The sequence below is a fragment of the Vibrio sp. Vb0667 genome (assembly GCF_033391095.1).
Window position 1 is genome coordinate 18,881 of record NZ_JAWPOL010000032.1, and the last position, 25,094, is coordinate 43,974.

General features: G+C 43.9%; 24 protein-coding genes. 5 read left to right on the plus strand and 19 right to left on the minus strand.

Annotation, left to right across the window (positions count from 1 at the left end; genetic code table 11):
- Window positions 1-7: 7 nt before the first annotated feature.
- Complete coding sequence (locus tag R8269_RS20055; RefSeq protein ID WP_085569763.1) at window positions 8-3,082, plus strand: error-prone DNA polymerase; 3,075 nt, start codon at window positions 8-10, stop codon at window positions 3,080-3,082.
- A 72-nt stretch (window positions 3,083-3,154) separates the two neighbouring features.
- Here the strand turns inward: R8269_RS20055 and R8269_RS20060 are convergent, their stop codons facing one another.
- Window positions 3,155-4,108, minus strand: a complete 954-nt coding sequence (locus tag R8269_RS20060; RefSeq protein WP_005372976.1) for a chemotaxis protein CheV — start codon at window positions 4,106-4,108, stop codon at window positions 3,155-3,157.
- A gap of 363 nt (window positions 4,109-4,471) precedes the next feature.
- Window positions 4,472-5,689: an ROK family protein gene (locus R8269_RS20065; RefSeq protein ID WP_005372973.1), complete on the minus strand. Its 1,218-nt coding sequence runs from the start codon at window positions 5,687-5,689 to the stop codon at window positions 4,472-4,474.
- 407 nt (window positions 5,690-6,096) lie between these two features.
- Here R8269_RS20065 and pyk point away from each other — a divergent pair, with 407 nt between their 5' ends.
- Window positions 6,097-7,539: a pyruvate kinase gene (gene pyk, locus R8269_RS20070; protein ID WP_005372972.1), complete on the plus strand. Its 1,443-nt coding sequence runs from the start codon at window positions 6,097-6,099 to the stop codon at window positions 7,537-7,539.
- Window positions 7,540-7,647: 108 nt separating this feature from the next.
- Here pyk and R8269_RS20075 read toward each other — a convergent pair whose 3' ends face one another.
- Both R8269_RS20075 and R8269_RS20080 read right to left on the minus strand, forming a co-directional pair.
- Window positions 7,648-8,799, minus strand: a complete 1,152-nt coding sequence (locus R8269_RS20075; protein ID WP_005372971.1) for a patatin family protein — start codon at window positions 8,797-8,799, stop codon at window positions 7,648-7,650.
- Between the two features lie 44 nt (window positions 8,800-8,843).
- Entirely contained in the window at window positions 8,844-8,936 is a 93-nt protein-coding gene (locus R8269_RS20080) for a YnhF family membrane protein (protein WP_005372970.1), read from the minus strand.
- Between the two features lie 127 nt (window positions 8,937-9,063).
- Here R8269_RS20080 and R8269_RS20085 point away from each other — a divergent pair, with 127 nt between their 5' ends.
- The 3 genes from R8269_RS20085 (at window position 9,064) to R8269_RS20095 (ending at window position 11,782) form a co-directional block, all read left to right on the plus strand.
- Complete coding sequence (locus tag R8269_RS20085; RefSeq protein WP_005372968.1) at window positions 9,064-9,654, plus strand: outer membrane protein; 591 nt, start codon at window positions 9,064-9,066, stop codon at window positions 9,652-9,654.
- Between the two features lie 569 nt (window positions 9,655-10,223).
- Window positions 10,224-11,690, plus strand: a complete 1,467-nt coding sequence (locus R8269_RS20090; protein WP_005372966.1) for a sodium-dependent transporter — start codon at window positions 10,224-10,226, stop codon at window positions 11,688-11,690.
- Entirely contained in the window at window positions 11,687-11,782 is a 96-nt protein-coding gene (locus R8269_RS20095; protein ID WP_017633863.1) for a MetS family NSS transporter small subunit, read from the plus strand. Before R8269_RS20090 ends, R8269_RS20095 begins: the two co-directional genes overlap by 4 nt.
- Before the next feature lie 69 nt (window positions 11,783-11,851).
- On the opposite strand, the gene R8269_RS20100 is transcribed toward R8269_RS20095, so the two are convergent.
- From R8269_RS20100 to yceD, 15 genes are all read right to left on the minus strand, one after another.
- Complete coding sequence (locus R8269_RS20100) at window positions 11,852-12,253, minus strand: hypothetical protein (protein WP_005372960.1); 402 nt, start codon at window positions 12,251-12,253, stop codon at window positions 11,852-11,854.
- Window positions 12,254-12,466: 213 nt separating this feature from the next.
- Window positions 12,467-13,897, minus strand: coding sequence for a PTS glucose transporter subunit IIBC (ptsG, locus tag R8269_RS20105; protein ID WP_005372959.1), 1,431 nt, complete (start codon window positions 13,895-13,897; stop codon window positions 12,467-12,469).
- Window positions 13,898-14,341: 444 nt separating this feature from the next.
- The gene (locus R8269_RS20110; protein ID WP_005372957.1) at window positions 14,342-15,109 is read right to left on the minus strand and encodes a TatD family hydrolase; all 768 of its coding nucleotides are present in this window, start codon (window positions 15,107-15,109) and stop codon (window positions 14,342-14,344) included.
- Window positions 15,100-16,062, minus strand: coding sequence for a DNA polymerase III subunit delta' (locus R8269_RS20115; protein ID WP_258476835.1), 963 nt, complete (start codon window positions 16,060-16,062; stop codon window positions 15,100-15,102). Before R8269_RS20115 ends, R8269_RS20110 begins: the two co-directional genes overlap by 10 nt.
- 24 nt (window positions 16,063-16,086) lie before the next feature.
- Window positions 16,087-16,719: a dTMP kinase gene (gene tmk, locus R8269_RS20120; protein WP_005387350.1), complete on the minus strand. Its 633-nt coding sequence runs from the start codon at window positions 16,717-16,719 to the stop codon at window positions 16,087-16,089.
- Window positions 16,716-17,732 carry an endolytic transglycosylase MltG gene (gene mltG / locus R8269_RS20125; RefSeq protein WP_054577646.1) on the minus strand — a complete coding sequence of 339 codons (1,017 nt, stop codon included), beginning with the start codon at window positions 17,730-17,732 and terminating at the stop codon, window positions 16,716-16,718. The genes tmk and mltG overlap by 4 nt, the downstream gene beginning before the upstream one ends.
- Entirely contained in the window at window positions 17,729-18,544 is an 816-nt protein-coding gene (pabC, locus tag R8269_RS20130) for an aminodeoxychorismate lyase (RefSeq protein WP_086046934.1), read from the minus strand. The genes mltG and pabC overlap by 4 nt, the downstream gene beginning before the upstream one ends.
- Before the next feature lie 107 nt (window positions 18,545-18,651).
- On the minus strand, window positions 18,652-19,902 hold the full coding sequence (gene fabF / locus R8269_RS20135; RefSeq protein ID WP_005372948.1) for a beta-ketoacyl-ACP synthase II: 1,251 nt from the start codon (window positions 19,900-19,902) through the stop codon (window positions 18,652-18,654).
- Window positions 19,903-19,995: 93 nt separating this feature from the next.
- Window positions 19,996-20,229, minus strand: coding sequence for an acyl carrier protein (gene acpP, locus R8269_RS20140; protein ID WP_004406112.1), 234 nt, complete (start codon window positions 20,227-20,229; stop codon window positions 19,996-19,998).
- Window positions 20,230-20,475: 246 nt separating this feature from the next.
- Window positions 20,476-21,210, minus strand: coding sequence for a 3-oxoacyl-ACP reductase FabG (fabG, locus tag R8269_RS20145; protein WP_031781117.1), 735 nt, complete (start codon window positions 21,208-21,210; stop codon window positions 20,476-20,478).
- 45 nt (window positions 21,211-21,255) lie between these two features.
- Window positions 21,256-22,179 carry an ACP S-malonyltransferase gene (gene fabD / locus R8269_RS20150; protein WP_005387313.1) on the minus strand — a complete coding sequence of 308 codons (924 nt, stop codon included), beginning with the start codon at window positions 22,177-22,179 and terminating at the stop codon, window positions 21,256-21,258.
- A 75-nt stretch (window positions 22,180-22,254) separates the two neighbouring features.
- On the minus strand, window positions 22,255-23,205 hold the full coding sequence (locus R8269_RS20155) for a beta-ketoacyl-ACP synthase III (protein ID WP_017821385.1): 951 nt from the start codon (window positions 23,203-23,205) through the stop codon (window positions 22,255-22,257).
- Window positions 23,206-23,210: 5 nt separating this feature from the next.
- Window positions 23,211-24,236 carry a phosphate acyltransferase PlsX gene (plsX, locus tag R8269_RS20160; protein WP_017633846.1) on the minus strand — a complete coding sequence of 342 codons (1,026 nt, stop codon included), beginning with the start codon at window positions 24,234-24,236 and terminating at the stop codon, window positions 23,211-23,213.
- A 10-nt stretch (window positions 24,237-24,246) separates the two neighbouring features.
- Entirely contained in the window at window positions 24,247-24,417 is a 171-nt protein-coding gene (rpmF, locus tag R8269_RS20165; protein WP_005396978.1) for a 50S ribosomal protein L32, read from the minus strand.
- A 59-nt stretch (window positions 24,418-24,476) separates the two neighbouring features.
- The gene (yceD, locus tag R8269_RS20170; RefSeq protein ID WP_005387307.1) at window positions 24,477-25,001 is read right to left on the minus strand and encodes a 23S rRNA accumulation protein YceD; all 525 of its coding nucleotides are present in this window, start codon (window positions 24,999-25,001) and stop codon (window positions 24,477-24,479) included.
- Between the last annotated feature and the right edge of the window lie 93 nt (window positions 25,002-25,094).

The window sequence follows — 25,094 nt, forward strand, 5'->3', positions numbered from 1 at the left end:
GGTCATTATGAGTTACGCGGAACTATTTTGTCAGTCTAACTTCTCTTTTTTGACTGGAGCTTCTCATGCAGAAGAGCTGGTACTCCAAGCTGCTTTCTATCGCTATCAAGCTCTAGCTATAACGGATGAATGTTCAGTCGCGGGCGTTGTCAAAGCCCATGCGACCATCGAACAACATAAACTCGATATCAAACAAATCGTTGGAAGTATGTTTTGGTTAAATGATGAATGCCAAATCGTACTGCTTTGCCCTTGTCGCAAGGCTTATGCCGAGTTGTGTCGTATCATCACAAACGCAAGAAGACGTAGTGAAAAAGGCAACTATCAACTGTTCGAATGGGATTTGATGTCGGTTCGACATTGTTTGGTATTGTGGCTGCCCACACATCAAGAGAGTGATCACTATTGGGGGCGCTGGCTCAATCAACACCACGCTAATCGTTTGTGGGTAGCGATTCAGCGCCATTTGAGTAACAACGATACTGAGTACATTGCGCACTGCGAGCAGTTAGCACATGAATTTCAATTACCTATAACTGCCTGCGGAGGCGTTCTCATGCATGATGTTGAACGCTTGCCATTACAGCATGTACTTACTGCTATAAAGCATGGGTGTAGCGTCGATAAACTCGGTTTTGGCCGTATTTCGAATACTGAGCGAGCGCTTCGTCCTTTTAAAAAGTTGATTCGGATTTACAAACCAGAATGGCTGGAAGAAAGTACTTACATCGCCGATTTATGCGAGTTTAAGCTCTCCGATTTAAAATACGAATATCCTACCGAGCTGATCCCAGATGGTTATACACCCGACTCTTACTTACGTATGTTGGTCGAACGTGGTAAAAGGCTGCGTTTTCCTGAAGGCGTGCCAGCAGAAGTCAATCAAACCATCGAGAATGAACTGGCGCTTATTCAAGAGCTGAAATACCACTACTACTTCCTTACTATTCACGACATCGTAATGTTCGCGAAACAGCAAGGCATTCTTTACCAAGGGCGAGGTTCCGCTGCAAACTCTGTGGTGTGTTATTGCCTGGAAATTACCGCCGTCGATCCTCGACAAATCGCTGTCTTATTCGAACGATTTATCAGTAAAGAACGTAAGGAACCGCCGGATATTGATGTGGACTTTGAACACGAGCGCCGTGAAGAAGTTATCCAGTATATTTACAAAAAATATGGCCGTGAGCGTGCAGCACTTGCTGCAACAGTGATCAGCTATCGCTTTAAAAGTGCCGTGCGTGAAGTCGGTAAAGCACTAGGGATTGAAGAGACCCAATTAGATTTTTTCATTAAGAATGTTAATCGCCGAGATCGCAGCCAAGGCTGGCAAGCTCAAATTATTGAACTTGGCTTACAACCAGAATCTCTCAAAGGGCAGCAGTTTATCCAATTGGTCAACGAGATCATTGGCTTCCCACGCCATTTATCTCAGCACGTAGGTGGCTTTGTAATTTCATCTGGCCCTTTATATGAGTTGGTACCTGTTGAAAATGCCTCGATGGAAGATCGCACTATCATTCAATGGGATAAAGACGATTTAGAAAGCTTGAAGCTACTAAAAGTCGATGTGCTCGCACTCGGCATGTTAAACGCCATCAAAAAGTGCTTTCAGCTGGTCGAGAAACATCACCAGCGATCCCTCTCTATTTCCGAAATCACTCGCCGACAAGATGATCCACACGTGTATCGCATGATCCAAAAAGCTGACACGATAGGCGTATTCCAAATAGAATCTCGTGCACAAATGAGCATGCTTCCTCGCCTAAAGCCTGCTTGTTATTACGACTTAGTGATTCAAATTGCAATTGTTCGTCCAGGCCCTATTCAGGGTGATATGGTGCATCCTTTTTTAAAACGACGAGATCACAAAGAGCCTGTCAGTTATCCATCGGAAGAAGTAAAAAGCGTTCTTGAGCGGACTATGGGCGTCCCTATTTTCCAAGAGCAAGTCATCAAGCTAGCCATGGTAGCCGCAGGGTTTAGCGGCGGCGAGGCCGATCAACTCCGTCGAGCGATGGCATCATGGAAAAAGAATGGCGATCTCGCTAAATTCAGACCAAAACTGATCAATGGTATGCAAGAGAGAGGTTATGACTTAGCGTTTGCTGAGCGCATTTTCGATCAGATTTGCGGCTTTGGTGAGTACGGCTTCCCTGAAAGTCATTCAGCGTCTTTCGCAGTGCTGGCATATTGTTCTGCATGGTTAAAATATTATTACCCAGCCGAATTTTACACTGCATTGTTGAACAGCCAACCAATGGGATTTTATAGCCCATCGCAATTAGTACAAGATGCTCGCCGACATGGCGTCGAAGTATTGCCGGTGTGCGTCAATCATTCAAAATATCAACATCATCTCGTCTCACGTCCGAATGGCAGGCTCGGCGTGCAACTTGGTTTTCGCTTGGTGAAAGGCTTTAACGCAGAAAGCGCACAAAGGCTTATTGAGCGCAAACCACTTAATGGTTACCGATCGATTCAAGAAGTAAAGCAGATATTAAGAAGCCGAAGTGACATTGAATTATTGGCTTCAGCCAATGCATTTCAAGCCTTATCGGGAAATCGTTATAACGCTCGCTGGGCAGCAATGGATTCCTTATCTGACCTACCATTGTTTCACAAGGTCGAAGAACCCAATGTTAGCTACCAGACTCAACCCTCTGAATATGAAAATTTAATTGAGGATTACGCAAGCACGGGACTATCTCTTAGCCGCCATCCAATTAAATTATTAGAAGAAACGGGCAAACTCCCTCACTTTACCCGCATGAGGCAACTGACAGAGAAACCGCATAAGTCACTGGTCACAGTGGTAGGTGTGGTAACAGGAAGACAATCTCCAGGCACCGCCGCTGGCGTGACATTTTTTACGTTAGAAGATGACACGGGCAACATTAATGTGGTCGTTTGGCAAGCTACAGCACGAGCCCAAAAGCAAGCGTATTTAGGCGCTAAAGTATTAATGGTGAAAGGCATTCTTGAAAGAGAGGGAGAAGTCACGCACGTCATTGCTGGTAAGTTGATTGATTGCACGCACTACTTGAACAATCTACAAAGTAAATCTCGGGATTTCCATTAGTACAGAGGAATTAAGGAGAGAGATGTTAAAAATCAGAGAGAGGTGCGCTCCCTCTGATTTCACTAGATCTAATCATGCACTTTTAGAAAGCATCTGGCGTAATCGGTCTTGAGCAACTTCAACCAGCAGATCCGGTTGGAATTTAGATATAAAGCGATCACAGCCTACTTTTTGTACCATGGCTTCATTAAAACTACCGCTCAGAGAAGTGTTCAATGTGATAAACAACTTAGACATACGTGGATCTTGGCGCACTTCATGGGTCAGTTTATAACCGTCCATTTCAGGCATTTCAGCATCCGTAATCATCATCAACAGCTCTTTTTCTACATCTTTACCTTCATCACACCAACGTTTTAAAACCGTTAACGCTTCTAGCCCGTCACGACACTCGATGATATTCATACCTAATTGAGAAAGCGTATCGCGAACTTGATTACGAGCTGTAGAGGAATCATCCACAATCAGAACATTACGCCCGACCATTGCTTGGGCCAATTCTTGATCGAGAATATCCTCCGAGATAGTCACGTCGTAATGTACGATCTCTGCTAAAACTTTTTCAACGTCAATAATTTCGACAATTTGAGAGGCATCCCCCTCTTTAATTTGCGTGATAGCCGTGAGGTAATTCGAGCGACCAGACGTGGAAGGAGGCGGCTGAATTTCAGTCCATGCCGTATTAATAATGTTTTTAACCGGACCGACTAAGAAGCCCTGCACCGTGCGGTTGTACTCTGTCACGATCAAATTTTCTTCTTCCGCTTCACCACGCAAAGCTGGGAAACCTATCGCGCCACGCAAATCAATCACTGGCACTGCTTCACCTCGTAAAGAAGCGACCCCACGAATGTTGTAGTGTGAGCCAGGAAGCTTGGTTAACGGTGGCAGCTTGATGACCTCTTTCACTTTGAACACATTAATCGCAAACAATTGGCGACTATTTAAAGTGAACAGCAGAAGCTCTAGTCGATTTTCACCAACCAAGTTTGTACGCTGGTCAACCGTATTTAACACTCCGGACATACTACTACCTAAATTATGGATAATTCTTATTTTACTCGAAATCAGTACAGACACAGCAAGGTTATATAACCAAATAACCTTAAAATATTTGGCTTTTCGAGCACAGCTTTAAAGTACAACAGTTTTAGCGTATTACTTCTCTTTGCATCAGACGCAAAGTCACGCAGCACATTGAAAGCCATTTTGTTTATTTACTTGAGCTTTTTAGGAAATTACATGAATGGCGCAGATATAGCAATGCAGCATAACTCAAATTCCCTTTCTAGTAATAGGCGATCAAAAAGGGTGAGCCGTTAAGTCTCACCCTAAATCACCTACAAATGCAGTCTCAACAGCCAGGCACATCATCATGTTAAAAAGTACTTAACCTTCCACAACCTTCATCAATAGTTGACCATCGTACAACGCCTGCTTAATCAACGCGGCACCAGGCATTGTGGCTTGCTTATAGAAACGAGACTCCACCAGCTCAAGATCTTGGTGATAAACAGGTAAACTCTGCTCTTCGATACAGCGACGAACCGCAGGATAAAGCACATCTTTTGCTTGGTTAATCACACCACCGATCAAGATTTTCTCAGGGTTAAATAAGTTGATCACAATAGCAATTGCAGAGCCTAAGTAGCCTCCAAGTTTTTCAATCACATCGACGGCCAAAGGATCACCGTTTGCAGCGGCTTCACAAATGCTCTCAATACTCATTTCCTCTTGTTTAGCAAGAATAGAGTCTTCGCCATCAGCGATTCGTCTTACGACTTCTTCACGAATTGCCTGAGAACTGGCAACGGTTTCCAAACAGCCAATATTGCCGCAATGACAACGTTTTCCATTTGGGTCAATTTGAATATGCCCGAGTTCACCAATGTTACCGTGACGGCCTTGCAAAACGCGCCCATCCAGAATGATGCCCGCACCTAAACCGTGGTGGATAGAGATAAGAACGGAGTTGTCATTATCTTGAGAATGACCAAAAAGCTTTTCTGCTAATGCCCAAGCTCGCGTGTCATTGGCAATGAAAACTGGCAAGCCTGTTGCTTTGTATATCTCTGGTCCAAGAGCAAGATTTTCGACATTGTAATGAGGCATCTGCAAAACGACACCTTGCTCTGAGTTCACGAGACCAGGCAGCGTAAGGGCAATACTGGTAACACGATCAAGTTGATCCGCGTAAGTCTGAAAGAATTCATCAATTTCGTAAAGCAGGCGCTCAAGCACATCGTCTTGATCAAGCTCGTGTATCTCGATTTTAGTATCGATTAGTACATCACCGCCTAACTCATGCAAAGCAATGGTTAAATAACCCCGCCCCAAACGCATTGACAAAAATTGCCAGCCTTCATTATTGACCTGCAAACCGACAGCAGGTCGACCACGACTCGTCGCTTCTTGTACTGTCGTTTCATGAATCAAGTGCGCTTCAATTAATTCTCGAGTGATTTTGGTGATACTAGCAGGAGCAAGCTCACTCTGCTTGGACAAATCAATTCGAGAAATAGGACCTTTTAGGTCAATTAGTTTATATACACGACCAGCATTGACCTGTTTGATATGATCAATATGGCCCGGTTGAGCCATGTACATCTTGCACTCCGAAATTCTATAACGGGACAATTTTTTTACTTTGCGAACTAATTGTGAAGTGAATTAATAAATCCCCGTGACAAGCATCACGTATAAACCTGTTTGTTTGTGTATTCAATCAAATAACGAAGAATCTACTCCTGTTAAATTGTTTGAAAAATAACTTATTTTTATTCACTAAATTATGAAGTAATGCCTTTAAAGCAGCGTATTTTTATCAATAAGGCCATTGCCTGTCGAATATCTGTCTGTTTTACCGGGGTTACTCTTAATGTAAACATTCTGTGCATATACTTATATTCAAGTAGCTTTAAGGTGTGGGCTAAGCGAGGCTAACCTTGAGAGCGATTGCGTAAAGTAAGGATAGAGTTCAAGTTACCTGTACACACACATTCATCGGAGAATCTATGACTTCCAAATTAAGACGAACAAAAATTGTCACTACGCTGGGTCCTTCAACGGATAAGGACAATATACTTGAGGAGATCATCAAAGCCGGTGCAAACGTTGTCCGTATGAATTTTTCACATGGAACCAGTGAAGACCACATTCAACGTGCGAACAAAGTCCGTACCATTGCAGCAAGACTTGGGCGTCAGGTTGCAATTCTTGGTGACTTACAAGGCCCTAAAATCCGTGTATCAACGTTTAAAGACGGCCAAGTCATTTTGAATGTGGGCGATAAATTCACATTAGATAGTGATTTACCAAAAGGTGAAGGCAATCAAGAATCTGTAGGGTTAGATTATAAAGAACTACCGCAAGATGTTTCACCAAATGACATTTTATTACTCGATGATGGACGCGTTCAGCTGCAAGTTACCAAAGTAGAGGGTAATAAAGTTCATACCCGTGTGATTGTCGGTGGTCCACTGTCCAACAATAAAGGGATCAACAAAAAAGGCGGCGGATTGTCAGCCGATGCGCTCACAGAGAAAGATAAAGCCGACATTCTTACCGCCGCAGCAATTCAAGTAGACTACCTTGCTATTTCATTCCCGCGTAACGGCGAAGACATGCATTACGCTCGACGCTTAGCCAGAGATGCAGGCCTTGAAGCCATGTTAGTGGCTAAAGTCGAACGAGCAGAAACCGTCGCGACCAATGAGTCTATTGACGACATTATTCTCGCATCCGATGTGGTGATGGTTGCACGTGGTGACCTTGGTGTAGAAATCGGTGACCCTGAGCTCATAGGTGTCCAGAAAAAACTGATTCGCCGCGCACGCAGTTTAAACCGTATCGTGATTACTGCGACACAAATGATGGAGTCCATGATTACTAGCCCAATGCCAACGCGTGCTGAAGTGATGGATGTGGCCAATGCGGTTCTAGACGGCACTGACGCGGTGATGCTTTCTGGAGAGACCGCTGCAGGTAAATATCCTGTAGAAACGGTCAAATCCATGGCCGAAGTATGTGTGGGGGCAGAAAAAATGTCGGAGGCAAGTCTATCAACCTATCGCTTAGATAGAACCTTCGAAACCGCTGAAGAAACCATCGCAATGGCAACCATGTACTCTGCGAATCACATGGAAGGAATTAAAGCGATGATCTCGTTAACTGAGTCCGGCAGGACTGCGTTGATGATGTCTCGCTTAAGCTCTGGCTTGCCAATATTTGCCTTATCACGGAATGAATCGACACTAAATCGAGCAGCATTATACCGAGGCGTGACACCTGTATATTTCGAGTCAAAAAGTGATGCGGGTTTACCAACGGCTCAAGCAGCGATTACTAGCCTTAAAGAGCAAGGGTTCTTGCACAAAGGTGATTTAGTCATTATTACTCAAGGCGATGTAATGGATGTTGTTGGCTCAACCAACTGCATGCGCATTCTACAAGCGTAGTCGTTATACCTAACCGGAGTTAACCACAAGAACCCGCAAATAAGGCTCCGAAAATGGAGCCTTATTTATATGCTTTGTATATTGCGCACATCGTGAACGTAAGAAGGTTTATGCACTCTCTCTACCATCAATTTCAACATCCAGCTGGTCATAGAGTTGAACTAGGTTAAACCCAGCTTGAAGCCCAAGTTGATAGTCATGCTCTAGTGACTCTTGGTCACTTAACAAAGAAGAAGAACGAAGTCCCTCTTTAGGCGCAACTTGTAAAATAAAAGTGTCGTCAGGTGGAGCAGATATAAAGGCCTGAGTGAGCTCAAATGTTTGATAATGAATCATCAGCATGTCGGCTAAACCTGAATCAAAATTCTCACCAATCAGATGACTTAAACGATACAAGTTATCGGCACCGAACAACCAACGGCCTCCATTTAACAGCATTTTCCCTGCAAGCTTCGATTGATGTGCTGCATTAATTTTTTGTTGGAAGAACGACGCCCAATCCAGCTTCCACTGATTCACTTTTTGCTGCCATGATTGCTGTACTGAGTTGATAGACTCCCGATACCATTCGACAGGCACATCCCCCACCTCACTTTGGGCTCTCGCTTCAATCTCTGAAAACGGCTCTGTGCGAATGACAATAATGTTGCGAGCATTCTGACGCCACGCTTCTTGAACAGGGATAGAGGCAGACACGCCGCCATCCACAAACTTATTGCCATTTACGTCGACAGGTCCGTGATATAACTTGGGAATCGCACATGTCGCTAGCATAGTGTTAAACCACGAGTCATCCAAGATTGGTAGATATTGATCTGATAGCGTCTCTATATTCGTTACCGCAGCAAACGCCCCTCGTTTTCCCAATGCACTGCGACCTAAATCAAGGTCAAGCTTGTATGGGAAATCTTGAATCCGTTCTAATGCCCACTCTAAACCTAAGTACTGCTGCTTTCGGATATAGCGAAACAGATTAAAAAATTCAGGAGACGTTGTCAGCTCGGTAATAAAAGCTTTGCCCATGCCATGTTGACGACACAAGTAAGAACATAAGTTAAGTGCTCCGGCAGAGGTGCCATAGAATTCATCGAAAGGATCGAAGTTGGAAAGTAAAAAGGCGTCTAAAACGCCAGCGGTAAAAATCCCTCTCTGCCCTCCACCTTGCGTGACTAAAGCAGTTTTACCATGCCTAAAGTGCTCATAAACTTTTACATCAAGCTCTGCATGGCTTTCTGTGATTATACCGCTGTTACGTATCATAGGCTCACGCCGTTTTGTTAAAACGTTTGGTAAAAGTGGTTATCTTAAGCTGTTGTAATAGCAATGATGCCAAATGACAAAAGCACTGCAAAAACAGTCACCACAATGATTAATGCGGATTTTAGATCGTGTTCCATAAACACCTCCTTAATATGTAACAAATTAATAACACCGGTGTGAAATATGTTCAAGATTTGCTTAATTTAGTCGCGCAATTTTGACTAACCCATCACAATTAGCTTAGTCATAATAAGGAGATAGGGCATGAACCAAAAACTCAGCTGGCTAGTAGGAATCATGATGATGAGTACTGCTATCAATGCACAAGCGAATATCATCGTTACACCATACATAGGCTATACAGGAGGCGGCCAAGTAGAGGATGAAAGTGGTAATACATACGATCTCGACCCCGCAGTGAATTACGCTCTTTCAGTCGAGACTCCCTTAGAAAAAGGAAGGATCGGATTGTTTTACTCCAATCAATCGACGGAACTTGAAAAGCTGTCCAACTCGGCAGATATCCATTATCTGCACTTCCAAAGCAGCATGTACTATCCTGTCGCAGAAAAATGGCAAACCTATATCGGTGTAGGTTTGGGCGCTTCTTACGCCGATGTGGATTGGGTAGACAAAAAATACGGATTTTCGGCTAGCGCTTTTGCAGGGCTGGAATATGAATTTTCAAAGAACTTTGCATTAACAGCCCAACTGAGATGGTTAGGAACGGTCGTTGATAACGATACATCTGGCGCCTGTACTCTACCTAATGACGGCTCAAACTGTATCATTAAGTTCGATACTGATTGGATGAACCAATTCCAATCAAATGTCGGTTTTAGTTTCCGCTTCTAATTTTTATGCATGTTCCTTTATAGGACTCGTCACAAAGAACGCTGAACGAGTCCTGCACAGAGCCGATAAAGGATATCGTCTAAACACCATTGTTTGGCAAAGTAACGAAGCATCATCTAGATAGGTGCACAAAAGATAGCCGTACGCCCTAATTAATCAAAATAGTCTTAAACACCAAAGCAATTATTAGATCCCAGTCATTTATTCCAGACAAACAACCACACACCCACATAAAACCACAATCAAACTCAAATTTAACAAGATTAAAACCAGACAACGCATCTGAATTAACATTTAGATTCTATTGCGCTAAGTATTATTAGAAGTTAGTCTGATCAGTGAAAACAGATAAATATTTCAGTTTTATCAAACACACATCAAAATTTTAAGATTAATAATCTACTTTCTCTTACAGTAGCCAGAATATAGCTCTATAAAATTATAAGAAGTTAGAATTAAGGATAGAAAAGCTGATGGATAACAGCGGTCCTTTCTTCCAACTATTTGCGCAATTATTACTGTGTTACGTAGAGAGCTTCATTCCTCAGGGAGTCTTATAGGAGTCAAATATGAAGCGAGAACAATGGGGATCCCGGGCGGGATTCATCTTAGCAGCAGTTGGGTCTGCTATCGGTTTGGGAAACATTTGGCGTTTCCCATACATGGCCTATGAAAACGGTGGCGGCGCATTTTTTATTCCTTACATTTTTGCCATGATCACTGCCGGTATTCCATTTATGATCCTTGAGTTCAGTATGGGACAAAAATACCGAGGCTCGGCACCAAAAACACTTGCGAAAATTCATTCTAAATTTGAATGGCTTGGCTGGTTCCAAGTTGGTGTGGCTGCAGTTATTGCCGTTTACTATGTGGCTGTTATCGGTTGGTCGATTTCTTACTTTGGGTTGTCGTTCACTCAAGGTTGGGGAACCGATACCAACGCATTTTTCTTTAGTGAATACCTAAAGCTAGGTGACAACTCACCAACAGACTTAGGCAGTATTCAATGGAAGATTGCTTTATCCATGGTAATTGCTTGGGCAATTACTTACACCGCCATTGCCAAAGGCGTGAAATCAGGAATTGAACGAGCATCTAAAATTATGATGCCAATCCTATTCTTGATGGTGATTTTCTTAATCGGACGTATGATTTTCTTGCCAGGAGCTCTAGATGGCGTGAACTACATGTTCGAACCCGATTTCAGCAAAATTTGGGATGTGAAAGTATGGGCAGCGGCATATGGTCAGATCTTCTTTACGCTAAGTATCGGCTTCGCCATCATGCTAGCTTACTCTAGCTACCTACCAGAAAAGTCAGACATAACGAATAACGCGTTTATGACCGTGTTGATCAACTGTGGCTTCTCGATCCTAGCCGGCATCATGATCTTCTCAGTATTGGGTTACATGGCTCAAGAGCAAGGTAAGCCGTTAACAGAGGTGGTATCTGCAGGCGTTGGCTTGGCTTTTGTTACTTTACCTGCGGCAATTAACCTACTACCTGCCCCATATATTCTTGGTCCACTGTTCTTCTTTGCACTGGTGGTTGCTGGTCTAAGTTCGCATATTTCAATTATGGAAGCCGTAACTTCAGCCATTATCGACAAGCTGAAGTGGAGCCGTAAAAAAGCTGCAAATGTTGTGATTGGTATTGGCTTCGTTGTCTCTATGGCGTTTGCTACCAATGGCGGTCTGCTGCTACTCGACCTAGTAGACCACTTTGCAAACAACGTTGGCATCATGGTTGGTGGTCTGGTTGAGATTGTCTTGATGGCGTGGCTATTGAAGCGCGTGCCAGAAGTACGTAATTACGTTAACGAGCGCTCTGATTTCTCTGTTGGTCAATGGTTCGAGATCTGCTTACGCTTCGTTACACCAATCATGCTCGCCATTATCTTAGCGACCAAGCTATACGCCCTAATTACTGAAGGCTACGGTGGCTATGATCTAACTTTAGGCTGGGCACTTATCGCCGCACTCTTTATCTTTGGTCTAGTGATCAACGCAGTGAACCGCAAGGAGACAGCAAAATGACAATCAGCGCAATTATTATGATGGTTATTGGTTTAGGTATCACTTGGGGCGGCGCTGCCGTTTGCATTAAGCGAGCCATGAATAAACAATAGAACGTTAAGTTCCATACAAAAAAACGCCGGTAGTTACCGGCGTTTTTTTATACATACATTAGTTCAATTCTAGAAACTGTACTTGATGCCAACGGCGCCGCCAAGTTGCAAGTCAGCACCTTTGTAAAGATCTAGCTCTGGGTGTATTTGGCCATAAAGGTCCCAGCCGCGTGATAAATCCCAGTTCACACCAAGTGGTACTCTCACACCAAACTCGTCATCCCATTCATACCAGCCACCAACGCCGACATACCAAGTCACAGGCATGTTTTGATCGAATGTTCCACGCTTAGCGATGTAATCAAACGCCATACCATCGTTTCCGATAATGCCACGATATTTGTTATCTAACTCTACAACAACACTTAATTGTTGATCGACAGCCATACCAACTGATAGATCCGTTGGTTCGCTTGCCGCCATTGCCGTACTAGAAACTAGTCCCAAAACTAAAATGAATTTGTTCTTCATACACGTTATCAATTATTCAAAAAAACATTATTCGCTATTCAAACATAATGGCATATCAATATGTCAACGATGGGTAAGCTCGATGTATGAAAAAGCTGACAAAAGTAAAGATGAGTTTAGGATCACACTAAAAAAGGAACTGTCAGTTAATAAAATAGGAACTAAAAAAGGAGGCCGAAGCCTCCTTTTATGCATTACTATGAATGACTGCGATTAACCGTGGTTACGAATCCACTCATCCATTTCAGTTTTTAGGTTATCAGACTTAGTACCGAAGATAGCCTGTACACCACCAGCTACAACTACAACACCAGCAGCGCCTAGTTGTTTTAGCTTGTCTTGGTCAACAGCTGCTGTATCTGCAACTGCTACACGTAGACGTGTGATACATGCATCTAGACCAGTAATGTTAGCTTTACCGCCAAACGCTGCAACCAGTTCACCGCCCATATCAGAGCCAGAAGTTACAGCTGCACTTTCCGTTTCATCTTCACGGCCAGGTGTTTTTAGGTCAAGCGCTGTGATTACACCACGGAACACTACGTAGTAAATTACTGCGTAAACTAGACCGACGGCAATCATTAGCACCATCTTCTGAGCGTTACCAGATAGGACTAGGAAGTCGATCAGACCGTGAGAGAAAGAAGTACCGTGTACAAAGCCTAGAGTGTTCGAAACGATGTATGCAGAACCAGCTAGTAGAGCGTGGATACCGTATAGTAGCGGAGCAACGAATAGGAATGAGAATTCGATTGGCTCAGTAATACCAGTTAGGAATGAAGTCAGTGCAGCTGACGCCATGATACCCATTACTTTTGCACGGTTTTCTGGTTTAGCACAATGAGCAATTGCGATTGCTGCAGCTGGTAGACCGAACATCTTGAACATGTAACCACCCGCTAGCTGACCGAAGCCATTACCAGCAGCACGAGATGCTTCATCAGCAACTAGGTAACAAGTTAGTACACCATTTTGAGCTTCACCGGCAGCGTTAACACAAGAACCTGCTTCGAAGAAGAACGGTACGTTCCATACGTGGTGTAGACCGAATGGGATTAGAGAACGCTCAACAACACCGTAGATACCGAATGCTAGCTGTGGGTTTTGGTGTGCAGCCCAATCAGAGAATGCAGAAATTGCACCGCCAATTGGTGGCCAGATAACAGATAGGATAACACCTAGGATGATCGCAGCAAAACCAGTGATGATTGGCACTGCGCGCTTACCAGCGAAGAAGCCAAGGTACTCTGGAAGTTGGATTTTGAAGAAACGGTTGAATGCCCAAGCAGCCACACCACCGACAAGGATACCACCTAGTACACCTGTATCGATTTTCTCAACACCCATAACGCCCGCCATTACACCTAGCGTTGCCGTCATGATGCCGTAACCAACGATAGCTGCAAGACCTGCAACACCGTCGTTGTTAGTGAAGCCTAGCGCTACACCTACTGCAAATAGAAGTGCCATTTGGCCGAATACTGAACCACCAGCTTGTTCCATAAGATTAGAAACGATCTCTGGAATAAAGCTTAGATGGGCAGCACCCACACCTAATAAAATACCTGCAACTGGTAAAACTGATACTGGAAGCATCAGAGCCTTACCAACTTTTTGCAGGTTAGCAAAAAGGTTCTTAAACATGTTTATGCTCCTGATAAATTTATAAGTATTATTTGGGCACTAACGGCACACCCCCGTAGCCTAAAGGTTAGCACCCAATGAAAATGTAACCACAACTGCATTATATTTTCCGGCTCTAAATATATATTGATGACCCTCAAACTTTCCACACAGTTACGAAATTTAGTTTCAAAACAAGTCTTGGATCACACCCAAAAACAGCCGATGAAAAGGTTTGCATTGCACTTATATTACTGTTTTATAAAGAATTAATTATTTATATAATTAATTTTAAGGCGTAAATAAAATACGCCCCAATGTTATTTTTAGTAACAAAATTACATTTGTGATTTTTGAATGTTATTAAATCAACATTTTTAGTAAACATTAAACTCGTGAGCGTATCTGTTGTTTTTATCAACAAAAAAGGAGCCTAAGCTCCTTTTTTATGCTCTTATTATTTTTTCATCGCAAAAAAAGATTTCGGAAGTTTTCGGTGGTTTTTTGTGCCACTTCAGAAAGAGAGCACGATTTGAGTTGCGCAATATAAGAAGCGACTTCGACAACGTAAGCGGGTTGATTCTCTTTGCCACGATGGGGAACAGGAGCCAAGTAAGGAGAATCTGTCTCAATAAGAAGCTTCTCTAAAGGTAGAGTCTTCACCACTTCTTTTAACTCTGTAGCTTGACGGAAAGTAACAATCCCCGAGATAGAAATATAAAACCCCAGCTCCAGTGCAGCTTCAGCAAATGGAAGATCTTCTGTAAAACAGTGGATAACACCACCACATTTCTCTGCCCCACCCTTACGCAAAATATCTAGAGTATCCGCACGTGCGTTTCTGGTATGGATAATTAAAGGTTTGTTGAGCTCCACTGCAAGATCAACGTGTTGCTCAAAGCGCTCTTTCTGTAACGCGGCCGTTTCGGGCTTGTAATGATAATCTAAACCCGTTTCGCCAATAGCGACGACTTTTGCATTCGACGCATGGTGGCGCAATACGTCCATCGAAAAGTCGCTTTCAACATCAAGTGGGTGCACACCGCACGAAGCATAAACATTGTCATAAGGCTCGATCATTTCCATCATTTTCGGGAAAGAATCCAGCGTTACTCCAACAGAAAGTAGCTCAGTTACGTTTGCTTGTTTAGCTTTGTTAATAACGTCTTCCACATTGATGTGGAGATCGTCGTAATTCAATTTGTCTAAATGACAATGAGAATCTACGAACATAATGCCTCTCGTGATTCAATTAACCAATTCATTGATAGTAGCTCAAGGTTCAGGCCAGGAAAGGCTTGCACCTGAGCTTTCAGGTTCATCAGCGCCTTCGCTGATGAGTACAAACCGTTATAGTTGTCCGGTTGAAACTTTGTCGCGCCCGGAAGCATTTGAGCTTCTGATACACCAAACTGCGCTTTCTGAGCATCTGTCAGTAAATACCATGCCCAGTCTAGTGATTGCTCTGAGTGTTTAGCGATTAAAGAAGCACACTCAGAAACGTCTGAAACAGGCGAAGACATTGCCTTAATAAAACTGCGTTCAAAAGCCAAGTAAGCTTCGAGATCACCATTATTTAACGCATCCAATGTTTTTATTGGAGAGCCCATATTCAGTTTTAAGGCATAAGCAGGAACTTGCTTCGCCCCTTGTTCGTGCATCCATTGCATTGCTTGTTCCGCTGACGGAGGCGCAACAACCCAGTGTTGGCAACGGCTACGAATCGTTGGGAGCAGACGCTCCTGATTGTGGGTAACGAGCAAAAACAAGCACTTTGCCCCAGGCTCTTCTAGCGTCTTTAACAGCGCATTCGATGCCGACTCGTTCATAGAGTCCGCCGGTTCTATTACAAATAGGCGGTAACCATTAAGCTGAGATGATTCCTGAGCAAGACGGTTACAAGCGCGAATTTGGTCCACCGTTATCGCCTTTCCTTCTTTCTCTGGCTTGATCCAGTGTAAATCAGGGTGGTTTTGAGATTGATTTAGCTGGCAGCTATGACAAAAACCGCATGCTTCACTCGCGTAATTTTGGCAAAGAAGTACTTGGCTAAAAAACTCGATAAGTTTTTCGATGCCCAAGCCCTGCTCGCTTTGTAATAAAAGCGCACCTGGTATTCTGTCCGACTCTAACCCTACTTTGAGGTTATCCCATATTGGCTGTAGCCATGGATAATCATTTAACATGAGTCACCTAAATTTACGTTTCACTTATTGACGAGCTAGCCACTCGTTTAGAGCGTCCCGAATATCACGCGACACGCCTTCAATCGTCTGTTCTGCGTTAATGATAACGATGGAAGGATCGGCATGAGCAATCTCCAAATAACGCTCACGTGTACGCTCGAAGAAACTAATATCCATCTTCTCTATACGATCTAACTCACCACGCCCACGTGCACGCTCAAGCCCAACACGAGGGTCAATATCCATATAGAGAGTGAGAGCAGGTTTAAAATCACCAAGCGTTGTATCCCGGAGATTTTTCATTAACGATGCGTCAATCTGACGGCCACCACCTTGATAAGCTTGCGACGACATATCGTGTCGGTCACCAACCACCCACTGACCGTTTTCCAAAGCTGGTTTGATCACGTTCTCAACCAACTGAACACGTGCAGCGTACAGAAGAAGCAACTCCGTCATGTCCTTAAGTTCTTCGCCTTCGTGCTCTTCTTTCACCAGAGCGCGCATTTTTTCTGCTAGCGGTGTGCCTCCTGGCTCACGGGTATTTACGATATCCTCAATACCGGCCGCTTTTAGCGTATCTAAAACGGTTTTAATCGCAGTGCTTTTACCCGCGCCTTCTAGGCCTTCAACGACAATAAAGTTTGCTTTCATCATTTGTTCTTTCTTAGTTCTCTTAAATAGGCACGAACAGCACGGTTGTGCTCAGCAAGGGATTTCGAGAATACATGTCCGCCCTTTCCACTTGCTACAAAATATAAATAGTTGCTGCTTTCTGGATTCAAAGCCGCTTCAATGGAAGCTTCACCAGCCATCGCAATCGGTGTTGGTGGCAAACCATTGATGGTATAGGTGTTATATGGTGTCGGCGTACGCAAATCTTTCTTACGAATGTTGCCATCGTAGGCGTCACCCATACCATAAATAACTGTCGGATCAGTTTGTAACCGCATACGTTTGTTCAATCGGTTGATAAACACAGAAGCGACGCGCTCACGCTCAGAATCAATAGCCGTCTCTTTCTCGATGATAGACGCGAGAATCAAGGCTTCATATTTATCCTGTAATGGCAGCTTTTCTTGACGAGCTTCCCAGCTAGCGTCCAGTATTTTATTGAGTTTTCGATGCGCTCGTTTTAATAACTGGCTTTCACTCGCACCCGCTGTGTAATGGTAGGTTTCTGCTAAAAACAACCCTTCTAGCTTTTCTCTCTCAATTCCGAGCTTCGCAGCCATTTCTTTTTCTGAAAGATCGGTTAAATCATGCTTTAAATAAGGAGCACTTTTTAGTTGATCTACCCATTCAGAAAAGCGGCTGCCTTCAACAAAAGTGATCGCAAACTGGTATTCTTTTCCAGTATTCAGATCCTCCAATGTTTGCGAAAGTGACATACCAGGCTCAAGTTGGTAAGTACCCGCTCGCACTTGCAACAATTCTGGATATAAGTGAGGAATTAAACGGATATACTCCGATGTTTCAATCACCTCATCTTCAACTAAGGCGCGCATGACATGATGAAAGCTTGTACCACTTTCTACAGTAAACAGCTGAGGTTGTTCCAATAGAATAGGCTTTTCAACGTATTGTTTAGCCTGTGAAATTATATAAAAAACAGCTGCTGCGCCTATCACTGCGATCAGCACAACAAAAGCCAACAGTTTTTTAATCACGTAGTTAAATTCCCTTGCAGTCGTTGAGTCAATTTTCCTATCGGAAATATAGTCTTAGAGTTCGATGTCACTATGCTGCGAATAGGTGCGATACCTAATATTGAGTTACACATGAAAGCCTCGTCAGCACTCAGCAAATCTGGAAGTATAAAACGCCCCTCGATGACTTCAATATGACTTACTTTAAGTAACTCAAGCACCTTACGACGCATTACGCCCGTAACGCCTGATAAGGTCAGCTCCGGCGTAAATACTTTATTACCTTTAACCCAAAAAAGGTTGGCCATTGTAGTTTCAATGACATGGTTTTGCACATTTAACGTTATTGCATCTGCAAACTCTGTATTGTCGATTTCAGCCTTGGCGAGAATCTGCTCTAAACGGTTGTTGTGCTTATGTCCCGCAAGTAAAGGTTGAATCCCTAGACGAGTATTACAAACGCCCAAGTCCACACCTTGTTCTTGCCAAGATGAATAATGAGAAGGAAACGCAAAATTGGAAATCGTCACGATAGGGCCTTCAATCCCATTAGGGCTATACCCTCGCCCGCCAATACCGCGGCTAACGTGAATCTTCACCCCCGCTCGTGCGTCAGATAAAACCGCTTTGCTTGCCCAATCATGCACAACTTCCCAGTCAGGTGAAGAGATCTTCAAAGCGTCAAGGCAAGCACTCATGCGCTCAGTATGTTCTTGCCAGTAAACCAACTCTCCATTTTGGGTCAGGATGGTGGTAAAGCCTCCATCACCGTATTGGAATGAGCGGTCACCTAGCTCTACATGCGTTTGCGGAACTCCATTTACCCAAAACATTCACGTACCTTCAAATTAGCAGACAACAAATAAAACAAAACGGCTCAATGCTAAGCATCGAGCCGTTAGAATACAAGTTTCGCTTATCTAAATAAGGTTAGATAGTGTTACTCAGCGAACTTTTTGAAGATCAAAGAACCGTTTGTACCACCAAAGCCAAACGAGTTACAGATAGCGTATTCCATACCTTCAACTTTGCGCGCAGTGTGCGGCACAAGGTCGATGTCTAGACCTTCTTCTGGGTCATCAAGGTTAATCGTTGGTGGAACGATTTGGTCAACCAAAGACATAACCGTGATAATTGCTTCAACAGAGCCTGCTGCACCTAATAGGTGACCAGTCATAGACTTAGTTGATGATACAAGTACTTGCTTCGCACCTTCTTCACCAAGAGCACGTTTCACGCCCTTGATTTCTGCAACGTCGCCAGCAGGAGTAGATGTACCGTGAGCATTCACATAACCTACTTGGGTACCTGTGATGTTCGCGTCACGCATTGCCGCTTCCATCGCAAGTGCACCACCAGAGCCATCTTCGCTTGGAGAAGTCATGTGGTAAGCATCACCAGACATACCAAAACCAACCAGTTCTGCGTAAATCTTCGCGCCACGTGCTTTCGCGTGTTCGTACTCTTCAAGCACCATCATGCCAGCACCATCACCTAGAACAAAACCATCACGGCCTTTATCCCATGGGCGAGACGCTTTTTGAGGCTCTTCATTACGAGTAGATAGCGCTTTAGCTGCACCGAAGCCAGCCATGCCAAGAGGCGTAGAAGCTTTTTCTGCACCACCAGCAACCATCGCATCTGCATCGCCGTAGGCAATCATACGTGCTGCATGGCCGATATTATGCAGGCCAGTAGTACATGCGGTAGAAATCGCGATATTCGGACCACGAAGACCACGCATGATAGATAGGTTACCTGCAACCATGTTTACAATGGTCGAAGGAACAAAAAATGGGCTAACTTTGCGAGGGCCTTTGTCTACTAATGCAGTATGGCCAGTTTCGATAAGGTCAAGACCGCCAATGCCTGAGCCGATAGCAACACCAACTCGAGCCGCATTTTCTTCGGTAATTTGTAAGCCAGAGTTATCAAGAGCTTGAATACCCGCTGCAATGCCGTACTGGATGAAAAGGTCCATCTTACGAGCATCTTTTTTAGACATGTACTCTGTGCAATCGAAATCTTTAACAAGACCTGCAAAACGAGTTGAGAAGTTCGTAGTATCAAAGTGCTCGATATTTACGATACCACTTTGACCTTCTAGCAGGGCTTTCCAAGATGATTCTACTGTGTTGCCTACCGGTGACAACATACCCATGCCAGTGACAACTACACGACGCTTGGACACGATATAATTCTCCGGGAATTGAATATTTCTATGAGAGGATAGAAGAAGTTAGAAAGAACACAGGCGGTCTAGGAGACCGCCTGGGAGAGCTAATTACTGAGCGCTGTTTACGTAGTCGATTGCAGCTTGAACAGTAGTGATCTTCTCAGCTTCTTCGTCAGGAATCTCAGTGTCGAATTCCTCTTCTAGAGCCATAACTAGTTCTACAGTGTCTAGAGAATCAGCACCTAGATCGTCAACGAAAGAAGCTTCGTTTTTAACTTCTGCTTCGTCTACACCTAGCTGTTCAACAATGATTTTCTTTACGCGTTCTTCGATGTTGCTCATTTTTCTTTTCCTTTACAGATTTCGCCTAATGCGATGATTCCGTAGTTTATTCGAACTATTGAAAGTTGCAAGGGGGTCCTTGCTGGTCAAACCACAAAATTAGCGAATTTAACCGAATTTCAATACATTTTTGACTTAAATCATGCACAAATCTTGCGCATAAGCATGACAAGTTCATGACAGTTAACTGCAACTATAGGCTATTTTTCACAATGTAAAATAGCTTATTTTGCATAAACTGTCGCATTAAACCATGTACATGCCACCATTTACATGCAAAGTTTCACCAGTAATGTACGCTGCTTCAGGAGAAGCAAGGAAAACTACTGCTGATGCAATTTCACGTGGGTCACCTAAACGACCTGCTGGCACGTTCGACAATGTTGCCGCACGTTGGTCATCATTTAGTGCCTTAGTCATGTCAGTTTCGATGAAACCAGGAGCAACAGTGTTCACTGTTACACCACGAGACGCAACTTCACGAGCCATTGATTTAGTAAAACCAATCACGCCCGCTTTCGCTGCTGCGTAGTTAGTTTGACCAGCATTACCCATGGTACCAACAACAGAGCCTACGTTGATGATACGACCCGCACGTTTTTTCATCATACCGCGTAAAACCGCTTTAGACATGCGGTAGATTGGCGTTAGGTTGGTATCGATGATGTCGTTCCACTCATCATCTTTCATGCGCATCAATAGGTTGTCACGAGTAATACCAGCGTTATTCACCAGAATATCGATCACACCAAATTCTTCGTTGATCGTTTTTAATGTCGCTTCGATAGACTCGACATCAGTCACGTTAAGCGCTAAGCCTTTACCGTTATCACCAAGATACTCGCTGATAGCAGCCGCACCACTTTCAGAAGTAGCAGTACCGATAACCGTAGCACCTCGCTCGACAAGAAGTTCCGCGATCGCGCGGCCAATACCACGGCTTGCGCCGGTAACTAGCGCGATCTTACCTTCTAGATTCATCATGTTGTGTTTCCTTTTCTTATCGCAAATTTATCGCTTGATGGATTACTTCGCAGCGTCTAGCGATGCGATATCATTCACTGCGGCTGCAGTTAGCGTTTTCACGATACGTTTTGTTAGACCTGTTAAAACTTTACCAGGACCAAGCTCAAGAAGATTTTCTACGCCTTGTTCGTGCATCAGTTCAACTGTCTCAGTCCAACGAACTGGGCTATGTAGCTGACGAACAAGCGCATCTTTGATTTTTGCAGGATCTGTCTCAGCAACCACATCAACGTTGTTGATAACTGGCAGCTGTGGTGAGTTAAATTCGATAGACTCGAGAGCTACAGCAAGTTTTTCCGCTGCTGGCTTCATAAGTGCACAGTGTGAAGGTACTGAAACAGGAAGAGGAAGCGCACGCTTCGCACCAGCTTCTTTACATAGCGCACCAGCTCGCTCTACTGCGTCTTTGCTACCAGCGATAACGACTTGACCAGGCGAGTTAAAGTTTACTGGAGAGACCACTTCGCCTTGCGCTGCGTCTTCACACGCTTTTGCAATCGCATCATCAGCCAAACCGATAATCGCGTACATTGCGCCAGTACCAGCTGGTACTGCTTCTTGCATAAGTTGACCACGTAATTCAACCAGCTTGATGGCTTCTTTAAAGTCAATAACACCCGCACATACAAGTGCTGAGTACTCACCTAGGCTGTGACCGGCTAGGTTTGCTGGTTGCTCTAAGCCAAGTTCCTGCCATACACGCCAGATTGCAACAGATGAAGCTAGCAAAGCTGGTTGAGTACGGAAAGTCTCGTTTAAATCTTCTGCAGGTCCATTTTGAACAAGCGCCCATAGATCGTAACCTAGTGCGTCAGATGCTTCTGCAAATGTTTGTTTTACTACGTCATATTGTTCGCCTAGTTCTGCAAGCATACCTACAGCTTGAGAACCTTGACCTGGAAATACGATAGCAAACTTGCTCATGTTGTTTTCCTTTAAGCAAAGTAAAAAGAAATAAGATGCACCAAGTGCACCTTAAATTTTGAATTCTTGTGAAACTTAGAACTTCACAAGGGCCGAGCCCCAAGTGAATCCGCCGCCAAACGCTTCAAGAAGCAGAGTTTGACCGCGTTTAATACGACCATCACGTACCGCTTCATCTAGTGCTGTTGGCACCGTCGCAGCTGATGTGTTGCCGTGTTTATCAAGTGTAATCACGACTTGGTCTAGTGACATCGAAAGTTTCTTCGCTGTCGCTGAAATAATGCGGTAGTTCGCTTGGTGCGGCACTAGCCAGTCTAGTTCAGACTTATGCATGTTGTTGGCTTCAAGCGTATCTTTTACTAGTTTCGATAGCTGAGTGACAGCGACTTTGAATACTTCGTTCCCAGCCATATGAAGCCATTTATCCGCATCTTGCCCCCGCACAGGTACAGGTAGGCTTAGAAGCTCTCCGAATTGACCATCCGAGTATATGTGGGTAGAGATAATGCCAGGCTCTTGGCTAGCGCCTACGACAACGGCTCCGGCACCATCACCAAATAGGATAATGGTTGAACGGTCTGTCGGATCACACGTTTTAGACAAAGCATCTGAACCAATCACAAGTACGTTTTTGCACATACCAGATTTGATATGTTGGTCTGCAACAGATAATGCGTACACAAAACCAGAACAAGCAGCGGCTAAGTCAAAAGCTGGACAACCTTTAATGCCAAGCTTTGCCTGCACCTGACACGCAGATGAAGGGAAAGTATGGCTACTGCTCGTTGTGGCTACGATAATCAGGTCGATATCGTTTTTATCAATACCCGCCATATCGATAGCGTTTTCAGCTGCGTAGAATGCCATGTCTGCTACAGTCTCGTTTTCTGCAGCAATTCGACGCTCTTTAATACCCGTGCGAGCAACGATCCACTCATCACTTGTATCTACCATTTTCTCTAGATCTGCGTTTGTACGCACCTGAGATGGCAGGTAGCTGCCAGTACCTAAAATTTTGCTATACATGAAGACTAATAATGCCTCTCGAGTAAAACCGCTTCCAAACGATCGCTAATACGGCTTGGTACTTGTCGTTTGACCTCGTGTACTGCCTCGCCAAGTGCATTGACAATCGCAGATACATCCGCACTTCCATGGCTTTTTATGACAATGCCGCGCAATCCTAGCAAACTTGCGCCGTTATACTGGTCGGGGTTCAGTGTTTTTAGTTCATTAAACAGCCTAGAAAACAACTTTCTAGCTATCCAACCCTTTATCGTTGATGCCATTATGCTGGTTTTAATTTTTTCGATAAAAAGTTGAGCTGTTCCCTCACTGGCTTTTAAGCATACGTTGCCGACAAATCCATCACAAACAATGACGTCAGCAACATCATGCAAAATTTGATTACCTTCAATATAACCGACAAAGTTAATCGCATCGGTCTGAGAAAGCATTTCTGCGCAACGTTTGACTAAATCGTTACCTTTAATCTCTTCTGCGCCAATATTGAGTACAGCAACGCGAGGAGGACGACCCAAGTGTTCTTCAGCTAATGCACTGCCCATTACAGCAAATTGGAACAAGCTATCAGCATCGCACGATACATTCGCCCCCAGATCTAGCATCCAAGTGCGCTTTCCGGTAATCGTCGGTAAAGCGGAAACTAAAGCAGGACGTTCAATGCCAGGAAGTAACTTAAGAATGAAACGCGATAGTGCCATTAATGCACCGGTGTTGCCACCACTAACACAAGCATCCGCTTTCTGCTCAGAAACCAAATCGATAGCCATACGCATAGAACTATTTTGGCTATTACGCAACGCCAATGAAGGTTTTTCTGAGTTCGAGATAACTTTCTCGCTGTGAAGAATAGTCAAGCGGGAACTGGTCGAGGTACCGAGTTGAGATAATTGAGACGTGATCAGAGATTGATCACCAATAAGAATCACTTTTAGCTCTGGGAAATGAGACAGTGCCTGCACGGCGGCAGGCACTGTTACGCGTGGACCGAAATCCCCGCCCATTGCATCAAGTGCAACGGTAATACTTTGCAAAGGTTCAACCTTACTTGTTGATAACCTTTTGACCACGGTAGTAACCTTCAGCAGTTACGTTGTGGCGTAGGTGAGTTTCACCAGAAGTCGCGTCTACAGATAGAGCAGCTGTAGTTAGCGCATCGTGTGAACGACGCATACCGCGCTTAGAACGAGTTTTACGGTTTTTCTGTACGGCCATTGACCCTACTCCTATACTATTGGGTTAAAAACCTGAAGAAGAATCGGCTACCACACCTATTACTTTTTCAGACTTTTCAAAACGTCGAATGGATTCGGTTTTTCTTCCTCAATTTCTTCAGGAATCTCACCAAAAACCATGTTATTTGAATCAACGCTACAATCCGCTTCATCGTGCATCGCAATTTGAGGTAATGCTAAGATGAACTCGTCTTCAACAAGTTGTATGAGGTCTAATTCACCATATTCATTTAGATCTACCAAATCATAAATTTCTGGTGCTTCCTGTTCTGTTTTCTCACCGTAGTAAGGAGTAGAAAGGAATTCAACTTCGCACTCATGTGCGAATACCTCATTACAACGCTGACACTCTAAATCGACTTCGATGTTAGCTTTACCAGAGATAACAACGAGTCGCTGTTCATCCATCCCAAATGACAATGAGACTTCTGCGTCGCGTTTTACGCCTTCAGTTGTTTCCACTAAGCGCTTGAAAAGACTAGCTTGGATGATGCCATCGTAATCCAATCGTTTCTGTGCAGCTTTAGCTGGGTCAACCGTTCGCGGTATTTTTACCTTTTGCATAGGGCGCGAATATTATCTTCCAAATCAAAATTAGTCAAAGAAAAAGGCAAAAAAGTTGTACTTTTTTACGCTTAACATACAGAGCATTAGCCA